We start from the raw sequence: 17749 nt of genomic DNA, 5'->3' as shown, positions 1-17749 counted from the left end.
CCGCAACCGCAACCTGCGAAAACGCCTGCGCACTCAGGCAGTGCTGAGCGCCTTCGATTCCTCGACGTACTCCTTCAGCCAGCGCAGCACCTCCACGGCATCCCAGCGGCTGGGGTCGAACATGGCGTAGGCCTGGCCCTGGTAACCCACCACATCCAGCGGGCGGTGATAGCCGGCGCGCTGCATCAGGGCCTCGATTTCCGCGAAGCACAGGTTGAAGTGGGTACGGCTGAAAGGCGTCTTGCCCTCTGTGACCAACCCCTCCAACAGCAGTTCCGCCACGGCCTCGCTGACTTCCTCGATGGCCATGTGGTTCACGGTGTACTTCAGCTGATGGATACTCACCATCGCTTGCTCCTCAATGGGTTTCAGGCCCATGCCCTGTGATTCGAGGTGATCGACGTAGCCAATGGACTATGGCCTTTCGTCGAGGTTTAAAAAATTTTCGCAAAATACTGTATGCATGAACAGTATTTTCTCCTAGTATCCCTCTCGCGGTCTGACAGAAACCTTGAAGTGCCCGTCGCCAGTGGCCTGGCGGGCATTGCTCGACGAACAGGAGCGATGGCGATGCTGCAGAAACTGATGCTTTGTGCCGGTCTGGCGATGCTTGCGGGTTGCGCCCAGCCCCAGGCGGATGTCCCGCGCGCCAATGGCGCCTACCTCATCATCGAGGGCAAGGAGGCCTGGGCCGTTCTGGTGGCTGACGGCAAGCGCATCGAGGAGCGCGGCACGGTACGCGATGCCATCCGTCTGCCGAAGGAGCGCTCGGCGATCGCTGCCAGCTACGTGATCGACACGCCCAACTGCGGGCGCCTGCAATGGTTGACCGAAGGCGAGGGCGACTCCACCGTGCGGCTGTCCCCGCAGGGCGAAGCGGACGACCTTTCGGGCTGCCGGATCAGCGATGGGCTCAGCCGCGTCTGGACCGCGCTGGACTATTCGAGCTGAGCATCAGCTTCCAGAAATCCGATCTCCGACAAAATGTTTCGGCTGGCCCTCTCTTCACGTTTTTTTCACACCCAGGGGCAGAGGATGAAAACCAGCTAAGGGATTAGCTCCCCATCGAAAAGCCCGCTTGATTGCGGGCTTTTTATTGCCTGCCGACCAAGGTCGGCTCGCCCGCCAGACGCTCTGCAGCTAAGGTGAAGCTCCACGGAAAGGCGGAGATAGAGATGCAGCGGGTTCTTGCGGAACGACTTTGGACAGCCCTCGGTGGCCAGGCCGAACGCCTGAGCCACCTGGCCCCTCGCAGCGAAGGCTCCCTGCCTTCGGCATTCTTCGTCACCGAGCTGGCCGCCGCCAGCATCGCCAGCGCCGGGCTGGCACTGGGCGAGTGGCTGGAGCCGGAAGGTGGCACGGCGACCTCCATGGTCGTGGACCGCCGTTTGGCCTCCTTCTGGTTCTCCACCTCCTTGCGGCCTCAGGGCTGGACAGTGCCCGACCTCTGGGATGCCATCGCCGGTAACTACCGCACACGCGACGGCTGGATTCGCCTGCACACCAATGCGCCGCACCACCGCGCCGCCGCACTCCGGGTCCTCGGCGTCGAGAATCAGCGCGATCAGGTCGCCAGCGCGGTGGCCGGTTGGGCGGCGGGCGAGCTGGAACTGGCGATCGTCAGGGAGGGCGGCTGCGCGGCCGAGATGCGCTCATGGGATGCCTGGAAACAGCACCCGCAAGGCATCGCCGTGGCTCGCGAGCCTCTCGTGTTGCGCGGTATCCAACTGGTGTCCGGACCCTCCCTGGACATCGAGATCGACCGCGAACGCCCGCTGGCCGGCCTGCGGGTGCTGGATCTGACCCGTGTACTGGCCGGCCCGGTCGCCACCCGATTCCTCGCCGGCTTCGGTGCCGAGGTACTGCGCATCGATCCGCCGGACTGGGATGAGCCCGGCGTGGTGCCGGAAGTCACCCTGGGCAAGCAGTGCGCGCGGCTGGACCTGCGCCAGCCGGCAGGTCGCGAGCGTTTCCAGACGCTGCTCGCCAGCGCCGACGTTCTGGTCCACGGCTATCGGGCCGATGCCCTGGAACGCCTGGGTTTCGGTGCCGACGTGCGCCGCACCATCGCACCGGGGCTGGTGGACGTCAGCCTGAATGCCTATGGCTGGTCCGGCCCATGGTGCGAAAGACGCGGCTTCGACAGCCTGGTGCAGATGAGCAGCGGCATTGCCGAAGCTGGGCGCGTGTGGCGTGGCGAGGAAAAGCCCGTACCCTTGCCCGTTCAGGCGCTCGACCACGCGACCGGCTACCTGATTGCTGCCGCCGCCTTGCGCGGGCTGGCCGAGCGCCGGCGTAGCGGCCGGGGCAGCCGTTGGCGGCTGTCGCTGGCGCGGACAGCGCAGTTCCTGCTGGAGGCGGGTGCCGCGCCGCCGAACCAGGCGGAGCTGGGGGCGGAAACCGCGGCCGATCTGGCGCCGGGCATCGAAGCCACGCCCTGGGGCCATGCGCGCCGCCTGCGCCCGCCGTTGCAGGTCGCCGGTTCGCCGCTCTTCTGGGAGTTGCCGGCCTCCGAGCTGGGCTCGGCGCCGGCCGCCTGGCAGCCGGTCAGCCCCGGCTGACCTGGAACGCCTCGCCAGTGGCGAAGAAGGCGCCGCCGGCCTGGTAATGGATGGTGCGCAACTCGTCGCTGGGGAAATGCCAGCGACCGTTGGAGAAGGCGCGCTCATCGGCGTAGGCGGCGACCACCTCGGCGATGAACAGGTCGTATTTCTCCTGGTTGTGCGGCTCGCTGATCACCTTGCATTCCAGGTAGGCGACACAGCCATCGACCACCGGTGCGTCGACCTGCTTCGCACGCGAAACGCCAATGTCCAGTTGCTCGAACTTGTTGCCCTCGCCGCCGTTGCTCGATCCCACCGCCAGGGTCAGCTCGGCCTGCTGGCGCGTTGGCAGCTGGATGACGAAAGCGCCGGAGCCTTCCACCAGATGACGTGACCAGGTGTTGCGGTCGAGCACCAGCATCAGCTTGGGCGGGTCGAAGTCCAGCGGCATGACCCAGGCGGCGGCCATAACGTTGGCCGTGCCCTGGTGCTCGCAGGTGACGATGGTGCTCGGGCCGTGGTTGAGCAGCAGGTAGGCCTTGTTCAGCGGTACGTCTTTCAGATGGCTCATTCTCGGGTCCTCAGGGCTGGCTCAGAGCAGCAGGCCATCCACCGGTTTCAGCGGTTCGGGCAGGTCGGTTTCACCGAGGATTTCCAGCACGGTGATTTCCAGGTTGCGGCTCATGGCGTCCAGCGGCAGATCGTTGGGTTGGGTATCGAACGGGTCGGCAATCTGGTCGCCCAGGGCATCCAGGCCGAAGAAGGTGTAGGCCAGCACGCAGACGGCCAGCGGAGTGAACCAGCCGATGCTGTCCACCAGGCAGAAAGGCAGCAGGAAGCAGTAGACGTGCACGATGCGGTGCAGCATCAGGATGTAGGGGTAGGGAATCGGCGTGTTGCTGATCCGCTCGCAGCCGCCCAGCACGTACGACAGGCGGGTCATCTGCTGGTCGATGGCGGCCAGGGCGATGTCGCTGGCGCCCGCTGCGCGGCCCTGGTCGGCGAAGCGCTGGCCAAGGTCCGCCAGCAGGGCGTTTGCCGGGTTGCGGCGATGAGCGAATGCCGCGGCGTCGTCGCCCAGCACACGTTTCACGTCGTCGCCTTGCTCGGTGCCGCGCAGCTGGTCGCGCAGGGTGTAGCCGAAAGCGATCAGCGGCTTGCACAGCTGGCGGCGGCCATCGGCATCGAGGTCGGGCAGCAGCGAACGGGTCTGCCGCGCCAGGTTGCGCGTCACGATCAGCAGCTCGCCCCAGAGCGTGCGCGCCTCCCAGAAGCGCTGGTAGGCGACGTTGTTGCGAAAGCCGAGGAAGATCGCCAGTGTCAGGCCCCAGAGCGTGAACGGCGTAGAGGTGATGATCACCTTGTAGTGGTAGAGCGTGCCGTGGGTGGCCACCACCAGGGAACTCAGCAGCACGGTGTAGAGCACCTTGCGCCAGATGGCCGGGATGATCGATCCCTTGAGCGAGAACAGCAGGACCCAGAGTGTCGGGGTTTGCGGGCGGAGGATCATGCGGCGGCATCCGGTGGGGCGGAGCGCGCATGATAGCCGAGATGAAGGCTTGGGCGACGTGTCGCGGAGTGGGACCTTTGTAGGGGCGAGCCTGCTCGCGAACCGGCCTCGAAGCGAAGAGGTTCGCGAGCAAGCTCGCTCCTACAGAAAAGCGGAACGCCCTGGCGGACCTAGCCCTGTTGGTACAGCTTCACGATCGCCGAGAAGTCCAGCTGGCCGTTGCCCTGGTTGCTGAAGGTCTGGAACAGCTGCTGGGCCAATGCACCAAGCAGCACCGGCTGGCGGATCTGTCGCGCGGCCTCGCTGGCCAGGCCCAGGTCCTTGAGCATCAGGTCGGTGCCGAAGCCGCCGCTGTAGCCGCGCGCCGCCGGGGCCCCGGTGAGCGGGTTGTTGATCTCCGAGGCCCAGCAGCGGCCGCTGGAGGTGTTGATGATGCCGGCCAGCACTTCGGCGTCCATACCCAGCTTCACGCCCAGGGACATGGCTTCCGCTACGCCGATCATGGAGATACCCAGCAGCAGGTTGTTCGCCACCTTGGCCACCTGGCCGTTGCCGGCGCCACCGCAGTGCACGAGGTTCTTGCCCATGGCGGCCAGCACCGGGCGCGCGCGCTCGAAGTCGGCCTGTTCGCCGCCGACCATGAAGGTCAGGGTGCCCGCTGCGGCGCCAGCCGTCCCGCCGGAAACCGGCGCATCAAGCATGGGGTTGCCGTGGGCGAGGGCGGCGGCGGAGACCTCGCGGGCGTTCAGCGGGTCGATGGTGGACGAATCGATCAGCAACACGCCGGATTGCACGTTGGCCAGCAGGCCATCGTCGCCGAGGAACACCTGCTTCACATGGGCGGCGGCCGGCAGCATGGTGATGATCACCTCGACGTCGTCGCGAGCCACTTCGGCTGGCGAGCCGAGCGCGCGTGCGCCCAAGGCTACGGCGGCCTCCACGGCCTTGGCGGAAAGATCGAAGACGCTCAGGTCGAAGCCGGCCTTGAGCAGGTTGGCGGCCATGGGCCCGCCCATGTTGCCGAGTCCGATGAAACCGATGCGCATGGGGATTTCCTCTTCTTCTTGTACTGGAAGCGCTCCGTGGTCGGAGCGCCGGAAAGGGTGCCCGCCCGCGTGGTGCCGAATCCGGACCAGCATCCCTGCTGAAGTCCGGGCCGGCTCGGGGCAGGCGGGCGGGCAGTCTTACTTCAGATTGATGGTGGTGTTCACCGCACCACCGACCTCATTCTCGTCGAACCAGCGTTCGGTGACGGTCTTGGTCTGGGTATAGAACTGCACCACCTGCTTGCCGTATGGGCCGAGGTCGCCGAGCTTGGAGCCGCGCGAGCCGGTGAAGGAGAACAGCGGTACCGGCACCGGGATCGGCACGTTGATGCCCACCTGGCCGACGTCGATTTCCTCCTTGAAGTGCCGTGCGGCAGCGCCGGAGCGGGTGAACAGCGCGGTGCCGTTGCCGTTGGGGTTGGCGTTGATCAGCTCGATGGCCTCGTCGAAGGTCTTGACCGACACGACGCAAAGCACCGGGCCGAAGATTTCCTCGCGGTAGATGGTCATCTGCGGGGTAACGCCGGAAAACACGGTCGGACCGACGAAGTTGCCCTTGCCGTAGCCGACGACCTGCGGATTGCGGCCGTCCAGTTCCAACGTGGCGCCTTCCTGGGTGCCGCGCTCGATCAGGCCGCTGACGCGGTCCAGCGCCGCGCAGGAAACCAGCGGGCCGACGTCGGTGTTGGCCTCGGTGCCGCCACTCACTTTCAGGGTCCTGGCCTTGGCCACCAGGTCGGGAATCCATTCGTTGGCTTCGCCCACCAGGATCGCCACCGAGACTGCCATGCAGCGTTGCCCGGCGGCGCCGAAAGCGGCGCCGGCAATGGCGTTCAGCGTCTGTTCCTTATTGGCGTCGGGCAGCACCACGGCGTGGTTCTTCGCGCCCATCATGCACTGCACGCGCTTGCCGGCCAGCGAGGCGCGGTTGTAGACGTGGGTGCCGACACGGGTCGAGCCAACGAAGGAGACGGCCTTGATGTCCGGGTGATCGCAGATGGCGTTCACCACGTCCGGGCCGCCATGGATGACGTTCAGTACACCCGGCGGCACGCCGGCCTCATGGGCCAGTTCGACCAGGCGCATGGTCACCATCGGGTCCTGTTCGGAGGGCTTGAGGACGAAGGTGTTGCCGGTGGCGATGGCCATCGGGAACATCCACAGCGGGATCATCGCCGGGAAGTTGAAGGGGGTGATGCCGGCGCACACGCCGATGGGCTGGAGAATGGTGAAGGTATCCACGCCGCCGGCCACGTTATTGGCCAGCTCGCCCAGTTGCAGGTTGCCGATGGCCGAGGCGTGCTCGACCACCTCCAGGCCGCGGAACACGTCGCCTTCGGCGTCGGGCAGGGTCTTGCCCTGTTCGGCGGTGAGGATGGCCGCCAGTTCCTTCATGTTCTCGCGGATCAGTTGCTGGTACTTGAGGAAGATTCGTGCGCGGGCGCCGATGGGGGTCTTCTTCCAGGTCTTGAACGCGGCCTTGGCGCTGGCCACCGCGCGCTCGACTTCTTCGGGCGTGGCGAAGGGCACGCGGGCGAGGACTTCCTGGGTGGCGGGGTTGATCACGTCGCGCCATTCGGCGGTGGTGGACTCGACGGGCTTGCCGTCGAGGAAGAGTTTGACGGTCGGGACGGCAGGTGCAGTCATCGTGGTTCTCCCAGCCTGAAGGCTTTGTTCTTGTGTGGTCCGATCCTAACAGTGCATTTTTGATGTGCTCAATGAGGTGATGTGCAAGTATGGTCTGCATTTTTGCAGATAGAGGTGGCGCACAGGAGCGCACATGGACTGGGACAACCTGCGGTTTTTCCTCGAACTCTCTCGTGCCGGCAAACTCACGGTAGCGGCGCGGCGCCTGGGCGTGGACCACACCACGGTGGCCCGGCGCCTGCAGGCGCTGGAAAAGAGCATCGGCGCGCAATTGCTGGTGCGCGAACCTGCCGGCTATCGGCTGACCGAAGCCGGACATGGTCTGTTGCCCCAGGCCGAGGCGATGGAAAGCGCCTGCAAGGTGATCGAGAAACGCCTGGCCGGCACCGAGGACAACCTCTCCGGCAAGGTGCGCATCGGCGCCACCGAGGGCTACGGTTCGACGCTGCTGACCGCGCAGCTGGTGGAGCTGAACCAGCGCCACCCGCACCTGGGCGTCGATTTGCTGGCGGTGCCGCGTGCGCTACAGCTGTCACGTCACGAGGCGGACATCGTGATCACCCTGGAGCGGCCCGGTCGCGGTCCTTACTTGATCACCCGGTTGACCGACTACGTGCTGCGGCTCTATGCCTCGAAGGACTACCTGGCCGAACGCGGGCCGATCCGCACGCGCGACGACCTGCGCGAGCACGCGCTGGTGGGCTATGTCGACGACCTGCTGTACAGCAAGGAACTGCAATACCTCGACGAGATCGGCCGGCCGTTGCACATGGCGCTGCGCTGCACCAGCATCCTCGCCCAGCAGCGGGCGGTGGCGGAGGGCGCGGGTCTGGCGATCCTGCCGGCGTTCGCGGCGAGCGAAGACCCGTCGCTGCAGCCGGTGCTGGCTGGCGAGATCGAGTTCGTGCGGACGTTCTGGATGCTGATGCCCACGGAGCTCAAGGACATCGCGCGGATGCGCACGACCTGGGACTTCCTGCGCGAGAAGGCCGAGAGCAGCCAGGAAGTGTTGATGGGACGGAAAGCGTAGGGCGCGTGAATCGGTACGATTCATCCGCCGTATGCAGGACGACGGATAACGCTTGGGGCGATATGCGCCCTACGGGATGCGCGGTCTACAAAGAAAACGGGCGGCCAATGGGCCGCCCGTTCTGCGTTACGCCAGACCGACGTAAAGGTTCTGCACGTCGTCGTTGCCGTCCAGGGCGTCGAGGAAGGCTTCGACTTCCTCCAGTTCCGCGCCGGACAGGCTGACCGGGTTCTTCGCCTTGTAGCCGAGTTTGGCCGAGGCAACGGTGAAGCCGTGCTCGGGCAGGGCGCGGCAGACGGCGTCAAGGTCGGTGGAGTCGGTGAGGAACAGGGTGTCGCCGTCTTCCTCGCCCGGCTCGAAGTCCTGGGCGCCGGCCTCGATGGCGGCCAGTTCCGGGTCGGCGTCAGCGCTGGCCGGGGTGGCCTCGACCAGGCCCAGGTAATCGAAGTCCCAGGCTACCGAGCCGGAGGCGCCGAGCTGGCCCTTGCGGAACAGCACGCGGATTTCCGCGATGGTGCGGTTCACGTTGTCGGTCAGGCACTCGACGATCACCGGCACGCGGTGCGGCGCGAAGCCTTCGTAGACCACGCGCTCGAAGGTGGCGGCGCCATCCAGCAGGCCGGCGCCCTTCTTGATCGCGCGCTCCAGGGTATCGCGGGGCATCGAGGCCTTCTTCGCCTGCTCGACGACCAGGCGCAGTTTCGGGTTCATGTCCGGGTCGGCGCCATTGCGCGCGGCGATCATGATTTCCTTCGACAGTTTGCCGAACACGCGGCCCTTGGCGTTGGCGGCGACTTCTTTATGTTTGGCTTTCCACTGGGCGCCCATAGTGATCTCTTGCTGGCGGTTGCTGATGGGCGGCAAGTCTAAGGCCTTGCGCGGACTCTGGCGATATTTGCGGCGATATCCGGCGGCTCAGCGCTGCGCCGGCACCGCGAACACCGCGCTGGCCTGGGCGACCACCTTGTCGTCCACCGACAGTAGCGCATTGGCGAAAGCCATCTGCCTGCCGCGCCGGCTGTGCAGCAGGCGGATGCTCAGCCAGTCGCCGACCTGGGCGCTGGAAACGTAGTCCAGGGTCAGGCTGGCGGTGACCAGCGGCTGTGGTGGTTGGCCGGAGAAGGCCATGGCGTAGCCCATGCCGATGTCCGCCAGGGTAGCGAGAATGCCGCCATGCACGCCGCCGCGGCTATTGGTGTGGCGTTCGTCCAGCAGCAGGCCCAGTTCCAGCGAATCGCCTTCGCCACGCACCAGGAAGGGACCGAGCAGGTCCAGCAGCGGGTTGCGCCGTTGCAGTGGCTGGAAGCCCTCGGGATAGCCCAGATCGGCGAAAGCGTTCATTGCCAGCCTCCGGTGTGCTGCTGCAGCACGGCGCGCACGGTTTCGATCACCCGTTGCGGCACCTGGTAATCCGGGTGCGCGCGGAATACCGCCGCTGCGTCGGCCAGGGGGTGAGGGCAAGCAGTTCGCTTTCGGCCTTGCGGGTGTCGTTCACGCCGGCCGGCAGGGCCAGTGCCTGGCGCTCGCAGGAGCAGGGCGCCTGGGGATTCACCAGAGCGCAATGCTGTTGCATGAAGTCGTCCAGCCGCTGGCGCGCCCGTGACAGGCGCTTGCGGTAGGTCGCCGGTTCGACCTCCAGCACGGCGGCGGCGGTTTCCGAATCCAGGCCGAAGGCGATATCCAGCACGTAGGCCAGGCGCTGTTCACGCTCCAGGCACATCAGCATGCCCTGGGTGCAGGCCAGTGCGATGCGTTCGGCGGCCAGCTTGTCCGCTGGCTCCAGCGGGCGCTCGTTGGCCTGGGCCAGACGCAGGCCGAGGTCGAGCTTGTCGGCCAGGGCGTCCAGCGACACGGTGGGCGTCTCGCGGACCTTGGTGCGCGCGGTGAGCAGCGCATTGCTGGCGATGCGGAAGGCCCAGGTGGAGAACTGGCTGTCGCCACGGAAGCTGGCGAGGTGCGTGGTGATGCGCAGGAGGACTTCCTGGCTGGCGTCCTGGGCGTCTTCGCGGCGGCCGAGCATGCGCAGGGCGAGGTTGTACACCGGCGCCTGCGAGGCCAGCAGCAGTGCGTCGAGGGCAGCGGGTTCGCCCTGCCGGGCGCGTTGCAGTTGCTCGGGTTCGATGGCTGGGAACTTCACGGTGTCCTCCTGACGTGGCCGGGGAAATTCCGGCTCTTCTTCCTTGGACTTGGCTGCCGCGAGTTTTGTGACCGTCTTCAGCCCTGCCGGGAAAGAAAAGCGTACAGCCGCTCATCCAGGGAATGCGCCACGTTGAAGCGCATCCACGGCACGCTGCGGCCATCGGGCATGAACAGCTGGCCGGGGAACAGCAGGATCTTCGCTTCCTTGGCGCGGCTGGCGAGCAGGGTGGCATCGTCCACCGCGCGGTGCCGGGCCCAGAGGAACAACCCGGCGCGGGGTTCGTGGAAGACTTCCAGGCCGGCTGCTTCCAGGCGCCGCGCCACGCTGTCGTGGGCTTCGCCAAGCTGGTCGCGCAACTGCCGTACGTGCTTGCGGTGGCGGCCTTGCAGGAGGATGTCCAGGGCCAGGGTTTCGGTGAGTTCCGAGCTGGTCAGGCCGCTGACCATCTTCAGCGGCACCAGCTCTTCGATCAGCTCCGGGTGGGCGGCGATGAAACCGGTGCGCAGTGCCGGTGCAATGACTTTCGACAGGCTGCCGATGTAGATCACCCGCGCCAGCTGGTCGAGGTTGGCCAGCAGCATCTGACCGGCCGGGTCGAGGTCGGCGTAGATATCGTTCTCGACGATGAGGAAATCGTACCTTTCCGCAAGTTGCAGCAGGCGGTGCGCGGCGGCCAGGGACAGGCTGCCGCCGGTGGGGCTCTGCAGGCGCGCCTGGGTGAAATAGACCTTGGGCCGGTGCTCGCGGGCCAGTTGCTCCAGGCGGTCGAGGTCCAGCCCGTCGGCGCTGCGCGGCACGCCGAGCAGTTGCGCACCTTGCAGGCGCAGGTTGAGGAACAGGTTGTGGTAGCCGGGTTCGTCCACCAGCACCGGATCGCCGCGCTGCACCAGGTAGCGCACGGTGAGGTCCAGCGCCTGGCTGGCGCCGGCGGTCAGCAGGATCTGCTCGGGATTGGCGGCGACGCCGGCGTCGCCCATGCGGTCGGCGAGCTTGCCGCGCAGCTTCAGGTTGCCTTTGCTGTGGCCGTAGTTGCCGAACTGCGTCGGCTCTTCCCGCGCCAGGCTGCGCAGCCCGCGCTGCAGGCCTTCGCCATCCAGCCAGTGTTCCGGCAGCAGGCCGACGCCGGGGCGAATCTCCATGCCCAGCGGCTGGAAGACCTTGTGCAGCAGCAGGTGCGCGTCGAAGTCGAATTCCGTCGGTGCTTCGGCGCTGGCGCTGTCCTCGAGCGCCGGGCCGCGCACGTAGAAGCCGGCATTGGGCACCGCGTTCAGGCAGCCGCGCGCCACCAGCCGGTCGTAGGCTTCGACCACGGTGAAGTGGCTGACGCCGTTGGCCTGGGCGAACTTGCGGATCGAGGGCAGCTTGGCGCCTGCACGCAGGCGCTGCTCGTCGATGGCCTGGGCGATGCCGTCGACGATCTGGGTGACCAGGGGAGTGTCCGAGGTGGGGTCGAGCAACAGCATCCGAGGGTCCGATTCTGGTGAGGAAGGATCTGTACAGGTCGGTGGACCATAACAGCACTGCAAATTCTCCAGGGTGCCTGTGCATGGCGCGGGCGGGGCGCGCCCAGCACACTCGGTCCCAGACGGCGGCAATTCGCCGCACAGCCTGACAGAACAACAAGGACCACCCGTCATGCGTGACACAGCTTACAACATCGATCCGTCGAGTATTTCCGCCGAAGAGTGGCAGGCCCGCTGCGACCTCGCCGCGCTGTATCGCCTGATCGCGCACTTCCGCTGGACCGACCACATCGACACCCACATCTCGGCGCGGGTGCCGGGCGAGCCGGGCCACTACCTGATCAACCGCTACGGCGTGCTGTTCCACGAAATGCGCGCCTCCGATCTGGTGAAGGTCGACCACGCGGGCGACGTCATCGACCCGCGCTTTGGCCCGAAAAGCGTCAATCGTGCCGGCTTCAACATCCATTCCGCGGTACACGCCGCCCGCGAAGACGTGGCCTGCGTGATCCATACCCACACCGCCGCCGGCATCGCGGTGTCCGCCCAAGAAGACGGCCTGCTGCCGATCAGCCAGCACGCGCTGAAGTTCTACAACCGCCTGGGCTACCACGACTACGAAGGCATCGCCCTGGACCCGGACGAGCGCTCGCGCCTGGTCAACGACCTGGGCAGCCACATGGTGATGATCCTGCGCAACCACGGCCTGCTGGCCACCGGGCGCTGCATCGCCGAAGCCTTCAACCAGATCTACTTCCTCGAACGCGCCTGCCAGGCGCAGGTCCAGGCCCTGGCCGGCGGTCGCCAGTTGCGCTACCCGGCGCCCGCGGTATGCGAGCGCGTTGCCGTGCAGGAAGAAGAAGCGCTGGTCGACGGCCTGCACCTGCTGGCCTGGGAATCGGCGCTGCGCCTGATCGAGGACGGCGAGGCGGTCTACCGCACCTGACCCTGTTATCGTGCCCCGGTCCGCAGAGGCCGGGCGCCTGCGTGCTTAAGCAATCTGCCAACAACAAAGCCAAGAGGTGGAAATGAAGAACCCGATTCTGGGAGCCCTGCTCATGGGCGTGGCGTCCGGCGCCATGGCTGCTGACCTGACCGTGATCTCCTTCGGCGGCACCAGCAAGGATGTACAGACCGAAGCCTTCTACAAACCCTTCGAGAAGAAGGAAGGCATGAAGGTGATCGCCGGCGAGTACAACGGCGAAATGGGCAAGATCAAGGCCATGGTCGACACCGGCAGCGTCAACTGGGATGTCGTCCAGGTGGAAGGCCCGGAGCTGCTGCGCGGCTGCGAGGACGGCCTGTTCGAGCAGCTCGACCCGGCGGTACTCGGCAAGGCCGAGGACTACGTGCCCGGCACCCTCTCCGACTGTGGCGCCGGCCTGCTGGTCTGGTCGATGGCCATGGTCTACGACGGCAAGCGCTTCGCCAACGGCCCCACCGGCTGGACGGACTTCTGGGACACCAGGAGATTCCCCGGCAAGCGCTCGCTGCGCAAGGGCGCCAAGTACACCCTGGAGATCGCCCTGCTGGCCGACGGCGTGAAGAAGGAAGACCTGTACAAGGTGCTGGCGACGAAAGAAGGCGTGGACCGCGCGTTCAAGAAGCTCGATGAGATCAAGCCGTCGATCCAGTGGTGGGAGTCCGGCGCGCAGCCGATGCAGTTCATCGCCAGCGGCGACGTGGCCATGAGTACCGCCTACAACGGCCGCGCCTTCGCCGCCCAGGAAGAGGGCGCGCCGATGAAGGTGGTGTGGAATGGCAGCCTGTATGCCATCGACTCCTGGGCGATCCCCAAGGGCAGCCCGAACAAGAAGGCCGCCGAGGACTTCATCGCCTTCTCGCTCCAGCCCGAACAGCAGAAGATCCACACGGTGAAGCTGGGCTACGGCTCGGTCAACCTGGGGACTACCAAGCTGCTCGATCCGAAGCTGGTGGAGCGCCTGAACACCGCACCGGCGAACCTCGAACAGGCTGTCCCGGTGAACTTCGAGTTCTGGGTCGACCACGGCGAGGACCTGGAGCAGCGCTTCAACGCCTGGGCGGCGAAGGGCTGACCGCAGCGGCGCGGGTAATACTGCCCGCGCCGTCCAGAGGAGAGCGTCTGGTCTTCGGCCGGACGTCAGGCGGGTTCGCGAGCAAGCCCACTCCTACACGGTTGCAACGACATTGGCCTGGAGGAGCGAGCTTGCTCGCGAATCACTTCCGGCTGCTGTAAGCCGTCAAACCTTGCGCCACACACTCGCCAGCCAGGGCTGCTGCTCGCGCGGCAGGCCGGTGGGGCGGTAGTAGTGTTCCAGCTCGCGGAATCCCGCGGCTTCCAGCAAGCGCGTCCAGTTCTGCAGATCGTGGTAGGAGCCATAGCGCCCGCCATTCCAGCCCTCCTGATTCTCCCCGCGCGGGTTGGAGCTGAACAGCACGCCACCCGGCTTCAGCGCTGCCTGCAACTGGCCGAGCACCCGTGGCAGTTCACTGCGCGGGACGTGGAACAGGCTGGCATTGGCATAGATGCCGTCGAAGCGCTCGGCGGGCAGGTCGAGAGCGAGGAAGTCCTGCTGCCAGACCTCGCAGCCGCTGGTCTCGCGGGCCATGGCGACGAAGTCGGCGCAGCCGTCCAGGCCGACTGGCTCATGTCCCAGGCGCTTCAGTGCACACAGGTCACGCCCAGGACCACAGCCAAAGTCGAGCAGGGCGAAGGGCGCATCGCCCTGGATATGCCGCAGCAGCGCGGCGATGTTCTGGGTGACATCGTGGTCCCAGGTGCCTTCGCGAAACGCTTCGGCGCGCTCCTGGTAATGCTGCAGGGTCACGCGGGAAATGTCCCGCAGGATCGGGTCTTCGGGGGGCATGGCCGTGTTCGATCGAGAATGAGTGGTTGATTCTACAATGCGTCGCTGCGGGCAGTTTGAAAGTCGGCCTCGGGGCGCGCTGGGGCAGGGGCGAACCTAGACTGGAGCCTGGTTTCCACGGACCTTCAAGATGCCCGTCATCCCCATCCTTGCCCTTCGAATCGCCGCCCTGGACTGGCCGCTGCTGGCTGAGCGCCTCGACGCCGACGGCCATGCATTGATCCCGGGCCTGCTCGACAAGGCGCAATGCGAAGCCCTGCGCGCGCTCTACGACCAGGACGAGCCGTTCCGCAGCCGGGTGATCATGGCCCGGCACAACTTCGGCCTCGGTGAGTACCGTTACTTCGCCTATCCCTTGCCGGTACTGCTGCAGGCGTTGCGCGGAGCCTTCTATCCGCCACTGCGCGCGATCGCCAACTGCTGGCACGAGCGCATGGGGACCGGTATCCATTACCCGCCGGAGCACTCCGGCTTCCTCGCTCACTGCCATGCCGCCGGGCAGCGGCGGCCGACGCCCTTGCTGTTGCGCTACCGCGCCGGCGATTACAACTGCCTGCACCAGGACCTGTATGGGGAGCTGGCTTTCCCGTTGCAGGTGGCGATCCTGCTGTCGCAACCGGGCGAGGAGTTCGAGGGCGGCGAGTTCGTCCTCACCGAGCAGCGTCCACGCATGCAGTCACGGGTGGCCGTGGTGCCGCTCAGGCAGGGCGATGCCGTGGTGTTCGCCGTGGCTCAGCGGCCGGTACGGGGCGTGCGCGGCTACCACCGGGTCAACCTGCGCCATGGCGTCAGCCGCCTGCATACCGGTGAGCGCTTCACCCTCGGGCTGATCTTCCACGATGCGTTGTGAGGAGTAGCATGGATCGGTCGAGGGAGCCGGGAGAGAGACATGCACTACGAAGTGATTCAACGCCACCGTAGCGAGTACCCCACGCCCATCACCTTCGCCAAGGGGGCGCCGTTGTTCGTCGGCGAACGCTACGAAGGCGCCGAGGGCTGGGAAGACTGGTACTTCTGCTCCACGCCAGGGCAGCGCGAAGGCTGGGTGCCGGCGCAGGTGTTCAGCATGACCGCGCCAGGCGCCGGGGTGGCGATGGAGGACTACACCGCCCGCGAACTCGACGTGGAGGTCGGCGAGCGGCTCGAAGGCGGCCGCGAGCTCGGTGGCTGGCTCTGGTGCGTCCGCTCCGGCGGCGAGGCCGGCTGGGTACCGCTGGATTGCCTGCAGGAAGTCAGCGCCTGACCCGGCGACGGGTCAGGCCTTGTAGCGGCGCCCGGCGTGCTGCCTGAGCCAGGCCATCAGCCCGCGCTGCTGCACCACTGTGGGTTGCTCGACCAGCAGCGCGGCGCTGGCCTTCTGGCGGAAGTCCAGCAGGCGGCCCATGGCCTCGGCGATCTCCTGGCGGGCTTCCATGCAGGGCGCCAGGGTTTCCTTGTCGATGTAATAGGCCGCGCCGTCGCTCATGGCGGTGAATTGCGCCTGCCAGCCGGAGCCGGTGAGCACGCCGGCCTCGCCGAAGACTTCGCCCGGCCCCATGCGTCCGGCTTCGATGCTCTGGGCATCCTGGGGCAGGGTGACGCTGACGACGCCCGAGTCGATGATCAGCAGGCGGTCGCTGACATCCCCCGGCGCCAGCAGCACTTCCCCTTGCTTGAAGGGCCGGCGCTGCATGCGGCTGGCCAGTTCGTCACGCTCCTCGTCCCGCAGCGCATCGAACAGCCCCGAGCGCACCAGCAACGCCCGCGCCCGCGAGGCGCTTTCGCGCATCGGTGCGTCGGCCTCGGCCAGCAGGTTGATGCCGGCGGCCTGCAGGTGGCGGTAGGCAAGGTCGAACAACTGGTTGCGCACCTCGCGCTTCTCGCCCATGGCGGCGACGAAGCCGCTCATCTCGTACTCCACGCCATCGGGCGCGGACTTGCGCACGCTGACCGCCGGCGCCGGGTTGGCCAGCAGGGCGCGGCAGCCGCCGAGGGCGTGCTCCAGCGCCTCGATCACCTTGCGCGGGCGGATGTGCGGGCTGACCGTCAGGCTCGCGCTGACGCCATACAGGTTCGCCGGGCGGCTGAGGTTGAGCACCTTGGCCTTGGCGGCGAGGGAGTTGGGCACCACGGCCAGCGTGCCCTGGGAGGTCTGCAGGTAGGTGGAGCGCCAGTCGATCTCGGTGACCTTGCCCTCGATGCCGTCGATGGAGATCCAGTCGTCCAGCTGGTACGGCTTGGTGGTGTTCAGCACGATGCCGGAGAACACGTCGCTCAGGGTGCTCTGCAGCGCGAGGCCGAGGACGATGGCGACCACCCCGGAAGTCGCCAGCAGGCCCTTCACCGGTAGCTCCAGCACATAGCCGGCGGCAGCGATGATGGCGACCAGGAAGATCAGCGCGCCGACCACATCCTGCAGCAACCGCCCGCCATGGCCGATGCGCTGCACCAGCAGGAAGCCCAGCACGACCGTCAGGCAGCGCGCGGCGAACAGCCACCAGATGATCTGCACGGCGGTGGCGACCATGTGGCTGGGCAGGTCGTCCGCCCAGGGTGCGGCGCGCAGCGGGTTCATCCCGGCATTGAACAGCAGCAGGCTGAACAGCAGGAAACCGACCAGCCGCACGGCCAGGCGCCAATGCGGATGGGCCGGGCCGACCAGCCGCCAGAGCAGCAGGTCGATCAGCAGCAGGATGGGGGCGGCGAACAGTGGGTGGCTAGTGAGCAGGGCGGGCATCGAGCCTCTCCTTGGAGCGATCGCAAGAAGATGGCACAGAAAGCGCTTTCTGGCAGCGGCCTCAGCTCGGGTTGTGCGGGTTCACCAGCTTCAGCCATTCATCGGTCTCGACTTCGCCGGCGATGCGCAACCGCGGCTGGGCCTCGTCGAACAGCACCAGGGCGCTGCCGTACTCGGGCGTGTCGGTCTCGCGCACCTTGAGGTTCTCGCGCAGGAGGTCGAAGCATTCGCTGTGGGTGACCAGCACCAGGTTGCGGTGCTCGGCCTTGTGTTCGCGGATCTGCGCGGCGAGGTCGCCGTCCTTGCAGGTGAGCAGCCAGTCCTGGCGCGCCACACTGCGGTCGAACATCAGGTCGGCGGTCTGCATGGTGCGGTTGGCGGGGCTGCTGTAGATGTCGGTGGCGGTCAGGCCCAGGCGGGTGATGCTCGCGCCCATGCTCCGTGCCAGGGCGGCGGCACGCTCGGTGATGCCGTCGGCGGCGCCCAGGCATTCGGCGCTGGAGCGGTCGCAGCGCTCCATGTGACGGACCAGCAGGACGACGCCGCCACGGGCCCAGTTCTGTGCGAACAGGCTGCTGCTGGGCACGTCCTCCAGTGGCGAGGGCAGCGCGCGCCAGGCCACCAGGGCGAGGGTGGTGCAGGTCAGCAGGGAAGCGGCCAGAAGGCGAAGGCGGGGCAAGGGCGATCCTCGGCGGTGGCTGCCGCGCGGGATGCGGGAAGCTGGGCGCATGTTGCACCGGGCGGGTGACAATCACGCGATGGGTTGATGACGAGGCGCTGATGAAAGTTCCGCCTGCCCATCGGA

At 66.8% G+C, this 17749-nt stretch carries 19 protein-coding genes; 7 read left to right on the top strand and 12 right to left on the bottom strand.

The annotated features are described in order from the left end of the window. Positions 1 to 33: 33 nt before the first annotated feature. Positions 34 to 348: a hypothetical protein gene (locus GJV37_RS13230; protein ID WP_024767174.1), complete on the bottom strand. Its 315-nt coding sequence runs from the start codon at positions 346 to 348 to the stop codon at positions 34 to 36. 222 nt (positions 349 to 570) lie between these two features. Here GJV37_RS13230 and GJV37_RS13225 point away from each other — a divergent pair, with 222 nt between their 5' ends. Both GJV37_RS13225 and GJV37_RS13220 read left to right on the top strand, forming a co-directional pair. Next, entirely contained in the window at positions 571 to 951 is a 381-nt protein-coding gene (locus tag GJV37_RS13225; protein WP_024767175.1) for a hypothetical protein, read from the top strand. A 224-nt stretch (positions 952 to 1175) separates the two neighbouring features. Further along, positions 1176 to 2561 carry a CoA transferase gene (locus GJV37_RS13220; protein WP_169887183.1) on the top strand — a complete coding sequence of 462 codons (1386 nt, stop codon included), beginning with the start codon at positions 1176 to 1178 and terminating at the stop codon, positions 2559 to 2561. Here the strand turns inward: GJV37_RS13220 and GJV37_RS13215 are convergent. The 4 genes from GJV37_RS13215 to GJV37_RS13200 all read right to left on the bottom strand — a co-directional run bounded on the left by GJV37_RS13215 (position 2548) and on the right by GJV37_RS13200 (position 6746). Further along, positions 2548 to 3114, bottom strand: a complete 567-nt coding sequence (locus GJV37_RS13215) for a flavin reductase family protein (RefSeq protein WP_169887184.1) — start codon at positions 3112 to 3114, stop codon at positions 2548 to 2550. The genes GJV37_RS13220 and GJV37_RS13215 overlap by 14 nt on opposite strands. A 21-nt stretch (positions 3115 to 3135) precedes the next feature. Next, positions 3136 to 4053 (bottom strand): bestrophin family protein, encoded by a 918-nt coding sequence (locus GJV37_RS13210; protein WP_170858796.1) that lies wholly within the window; start codon positions 4051 to 4053, stop codon positions 3136 to 3138. A 170-nt stretch (positions 4054 to 4223) separates the two neighbouring features. After that, positions 4224 to 5099 carry a 3-hydroxyisobutyrate dehydrogenase gene (gene mmsB, locus GJV37_RS13205; RefSeq protein ID WP_024764400.1) on the bottom strand — a complete coding sequence of 292 codons (876 nt, stop codon included), beginning with the start codon at positions 5097 to 5099 and terminating at the stop codon, positions 4224 to 4226. Positions 5100 to 5237: 138 nt separating this feature from the next. Continuing rightward, positions 5238 to 6746, bottom strand: coding sequence for a CoA-acylating methylmalonate-semialdehyde dehydrogenase (locus tag GJV37_RS13200; protein WP_024764401.1), 1509 nt, complete (start codon positions 6744 to 6746; stop codon positions 5238 to 5240). 133 nt (positions 6747 to 6879) lie between these two features. Here GJV37_RS13200 and GJV37_RS13195 point away from each other — a divergent pair, with 133 nt between their 5' ends. Next, positions 6880 to 7776 carry a LysR family transcriptional regulator gene (locus GJV37_RS13195; protein ID WP_170858795.1) on the top strand — a complete coding sequence of 299 codons (897 nt, stop codon included), beginning with the start codon at positions 6880 to 6882 and terminating at the stop codon, positions 7774 to 7776. A gap of 126 nt (positions 7777 to 7902) precedes the next feature. Here GJV37_RS13195 and GJV37_RS13190 read toward each other — a convergent pair whose 3' ends face one another. From GJV37_RS13190 to GJV37_RS13175, 4 genes are all read right to left on the bottom strand, one after another. After that, positions 7903 to 8604, bottom strand: coding sequence for a YebC/PmpR family DNA-binding transcriptional regulator (locus tag GJV37_RS13190; protein WP_024764403.1), 702 nt, complete (start codon positions 8602 to 8604; stop codon positions 7903 to 7905). A gap of 87 nt (positions 8605 to 8691) precedes the next feature. Further along, positions 8692 to 9117, bottom strand: a complete 426-nt coding sequence (locus tag GJV37_RS13185; RefSeq protein WP_037010571.1) for a PaaI family thioesterase — start codon at positions 9115 to 9117, stop codon at positions 8692 to 8694. Positions 9118 to 9163: 46 nt separating this feature from the next. Next, a complete protein-coding gene (locus tag GJV37_RS13180; RefSeq protein ID WP_170858794.1) occupies positions 9164 to 9913 on the bottom strand; it encodes an RNA polymerase sigma factor in 750 nt (249 codons plus the stop codon). Between the two features lie 77 nt (positions 9914 to 9990). After that, complete coding sequence (locus GJV37_RS13175; protein WP_065085214.1) at positions 9991 to 11379, bottom strand: aminotransferase-like domain-containing protein; 1389 nt, start codon at positions 11377 to 11379, stop codon at positions 9991 to 9993. Positions 11380 to 11551: 172 nt separating this feature from the next. Between GJV37_RS13175 and GJV37_RS13170 the strand changes: the two genes are divergently transcribed. Further along, a complete protein-coding gene (locus GJV37_RS13170; protein ID WP_024764407.1) occupies positions 11552 to 12325 on the top strand; it encodes a class II aldolase/adducin family protein in 774 nt (257 codons plus the stop codon). Positions 12326 to 12407: 82 nt separating this feature from the next. Next, the gene (locus GJV37_RS13165) at positions 12408 to 13436 is read left to right on the top strand and encodes an ABC transporter substrate-binding protein (protein ID WP_170858793.1); all 1029 of its coding nucleotides are present in this window, start codon (positions 12408 to 12410) and stop codon (positions 13434 to 13436) included. 165 nt (positions 13437 to 13601) lie between these two features. On the opposite strand, the gene GJV37_RS13160 is transcribed toward GJV37_RS13165, so the two are convergent. Beyond that, positions 13602 to 14228, bottom strand: a complete 627-nt coding sequence (locus GJV37_RS13160; protein ID WP_024764409.1) for a class I SAM-dependent methyltransferase — start codon at positions 14226 to 14228, stop codon at positions 13602 to 13604. Positions 14229 to 14358: 130 nt separating this feature from the next. Here GJV37_RS13160 and GJV37_RS13155 point away from each other — a divergent pair, with 130 nt between their 5' ends. Together GJV37_RS13155 and GJV37_RS13150 are read left to right on the top strand one after the other, a co-directional pair. Then, positions 14359 to 15078: a 2OG-Fe(II) oxygenase gene (locus GJV37_RS13155; RefSeq protein WP_170858792.1), complete on the top strand. Its 720-nt coding sequence runs from the start codon at positions 14359 to 14361 to the stop codon at positions 15076 to 15078. Between the two features lie 39 nt (positions 15079 to 15117). Next, complete coding sequence (locus GJV37_RS13150; protein ID WP_037010563.1) at positions 15118 to 15471, top strand: SH3 domain-containing protein; 354 nt, start codon at positions 15118 to 15120, stop codon at positions 15469 to 15471. A gap of 12 nt (positions 15472 to 15483) precedes the next feature. Here the strand turns inward: GJV37_RS13150 and GJV37_RS13145 are convergent, their stop codons facing one another. After that, the gene (locus GJV37_RS13145; RefSeq protein ID WP_170858791.1) at positions 15484 to 16944 is read right to left on the bottom strand and encodes a mechanosensitive ion channel domain-containing protein; all 1461 of its coding nucleotides are present in this window, start codon (positions 16942 to 16944) and stop codon (positions 15484 to 15486) included. Positions 16945 to 17005: 61 nt separating this feature from the next. Further along, positions 17006 to 17623 carry a lipopolysaccharide core heptose(II)-phosphate phosphatase PmrG gene (gene pmrG, locus GJV37_RS13140; RefSeq protein ID WP_170858790.1) on the bottom strand — a complete coding sequence of 206 codons (618 nt, stop codon included), beginning with the start codon at positions 17621 to 17623 and terminating at the stop codon, positions 17006 to 17008. Positions 17624 to 17749: the final 126 nt, after the last annotated feature.

The organism is Pseudomonas nitroreducens, from assembly GCF_010994165.1.
GTDB lineage: Bacteria > Pseudomonadota > Gammaproteobacteria > Pseudomonadales > Pseudomonadaceae > Pseudomonas > Pseudomonas nitroreducens.
Note: the sequence above shows the minus strand (reverse complement) of the source record. Positions and strands in the feature narration are given on the sequence as shown.

Excerpts from the sequence above, each read along its gene's own strand:
- GJV37_RS13190 (WP_024764403.1), bottom strand. The coding sequence starts at position 8,604 with ATGGGCGCCCAGTGGAAAGCCAAACATAAAGAAGTCGCCGCCAACGCC.
- GJV37_RS13220 (WP_169887183.1), top strand. The coding sequence starts at position 1,176 with ATGCAGCGGGTTCTTGCGGAACGACTTTGGACAGCCCTCGGTGGCCAG.
- GJV37_RS13225 (WP_024767175.1), top strand. The coding sequence starts at position 571 with ATGCTGCAGAAACTGATGCTTTGTGCCGGTCTGGCGATGCTTGCGGGT.
- GJV37_RS13165 (WP_170858793.1), top strand. The coding sequence starts at position 12,408 with ATGAAGAACCCGATTCTGGGAGCCCTGCTCATGGGCGTGGCGTCCGGC.
- GJV37_RS13200 (WP_024764401.1), bottom strand. The coding sequence starts at position 6,746 with ATGACTGCACCTGCCGTCCCGACCGTCAAACTCTTCCTCGACGGCAAG.
- GJV37_RS13230 (WP_024767174.1), bottom strand. The coding sequence starts at position 348 with ATGGTGAGTATCCATCAGCTGAAGTACACCGTGAACCACATGGCCATC.
- GJV37_RS13160 (WP_024764409.1), bottom strand. The coding sequence starts at position 14,228 with ATGCCCCCCGAAGACCCGATCCTGCGGGACATTTCCCGCGTGACCCTG.
- GJV37_RS13170 (WP_024764407.1), top strand. The coding sequence starts at position 11,552 with ATGCGTGACACAGCTTACAACATCGATCCGTCGAGTATTTCCGCCGAA.
- GJV37_RS13175 (WP_065085214.1), bottom strand. The coding sequence starts at position 11,379 with ATGCTGTTGCTCGACCCCACCTCGGACACTCCCCTGGTCACCCAGATC.
- GJV37_RS13185 (WP_037010571.1), bottom strand. The coding sequence starts at position 9,117 with ATGAACGCTTTCGCCGATCTGGGCTATCCCGAGGGCTTCCAGCCACTG.
- GJV37_RS13150 (WP_037010563.1), top strand. The coding sequence starts at position 15,118 with ATGCACTACGAAGTGATTCAACGCCACCGTAGCGAGTACCCCACGCCC.
- GJV37_RS13215 (WP_169887184.1), bottom strand. The coding sequence starts at position 3,114 with ATGAGCCATCTGAAAGACGTACCGCTGAACAAGGCCTACCTGCTGCTC.
- mmsB (WP_024764400.1), bottom strand. The coding sequence starts at position 5,099 with ATGCGCATCGGTTTCATCGGACTCGGCAACATGGGCGGGCCCATGGCC.
- GJV37_RS13145 (WP_170858791.1), bottom strand. The coding sequence starts at position 16,944 with ATGCCCGCCCTGCTCACTAGCCACCCACTGTTCGCCGCCCCCATCCTG.
- GJV37_RS13195 (WP_170858795.1), top strand. The coding sequence starts at position 6,880 with ATGGACTGGGACAACCTGCGGTTTTTCCTCGAACTCTCTCGTGCCGGC.
- GJV37_RS13155 (WP_170858792.1), top strand. The coding sequence starts at position 14,359 with ATGCCCGTCATCCCCATCCTTGCCCTTCGAATCGCCGCCCTGGACTGG.
- GJV37_RS13210 (WP_170858796.1), bottom strand. The coding sequence starts at position 4,053 with ATGATCCTCCGCCCGCAAACCCCGACACTCTGGGTCCTGCTGTTCTCG.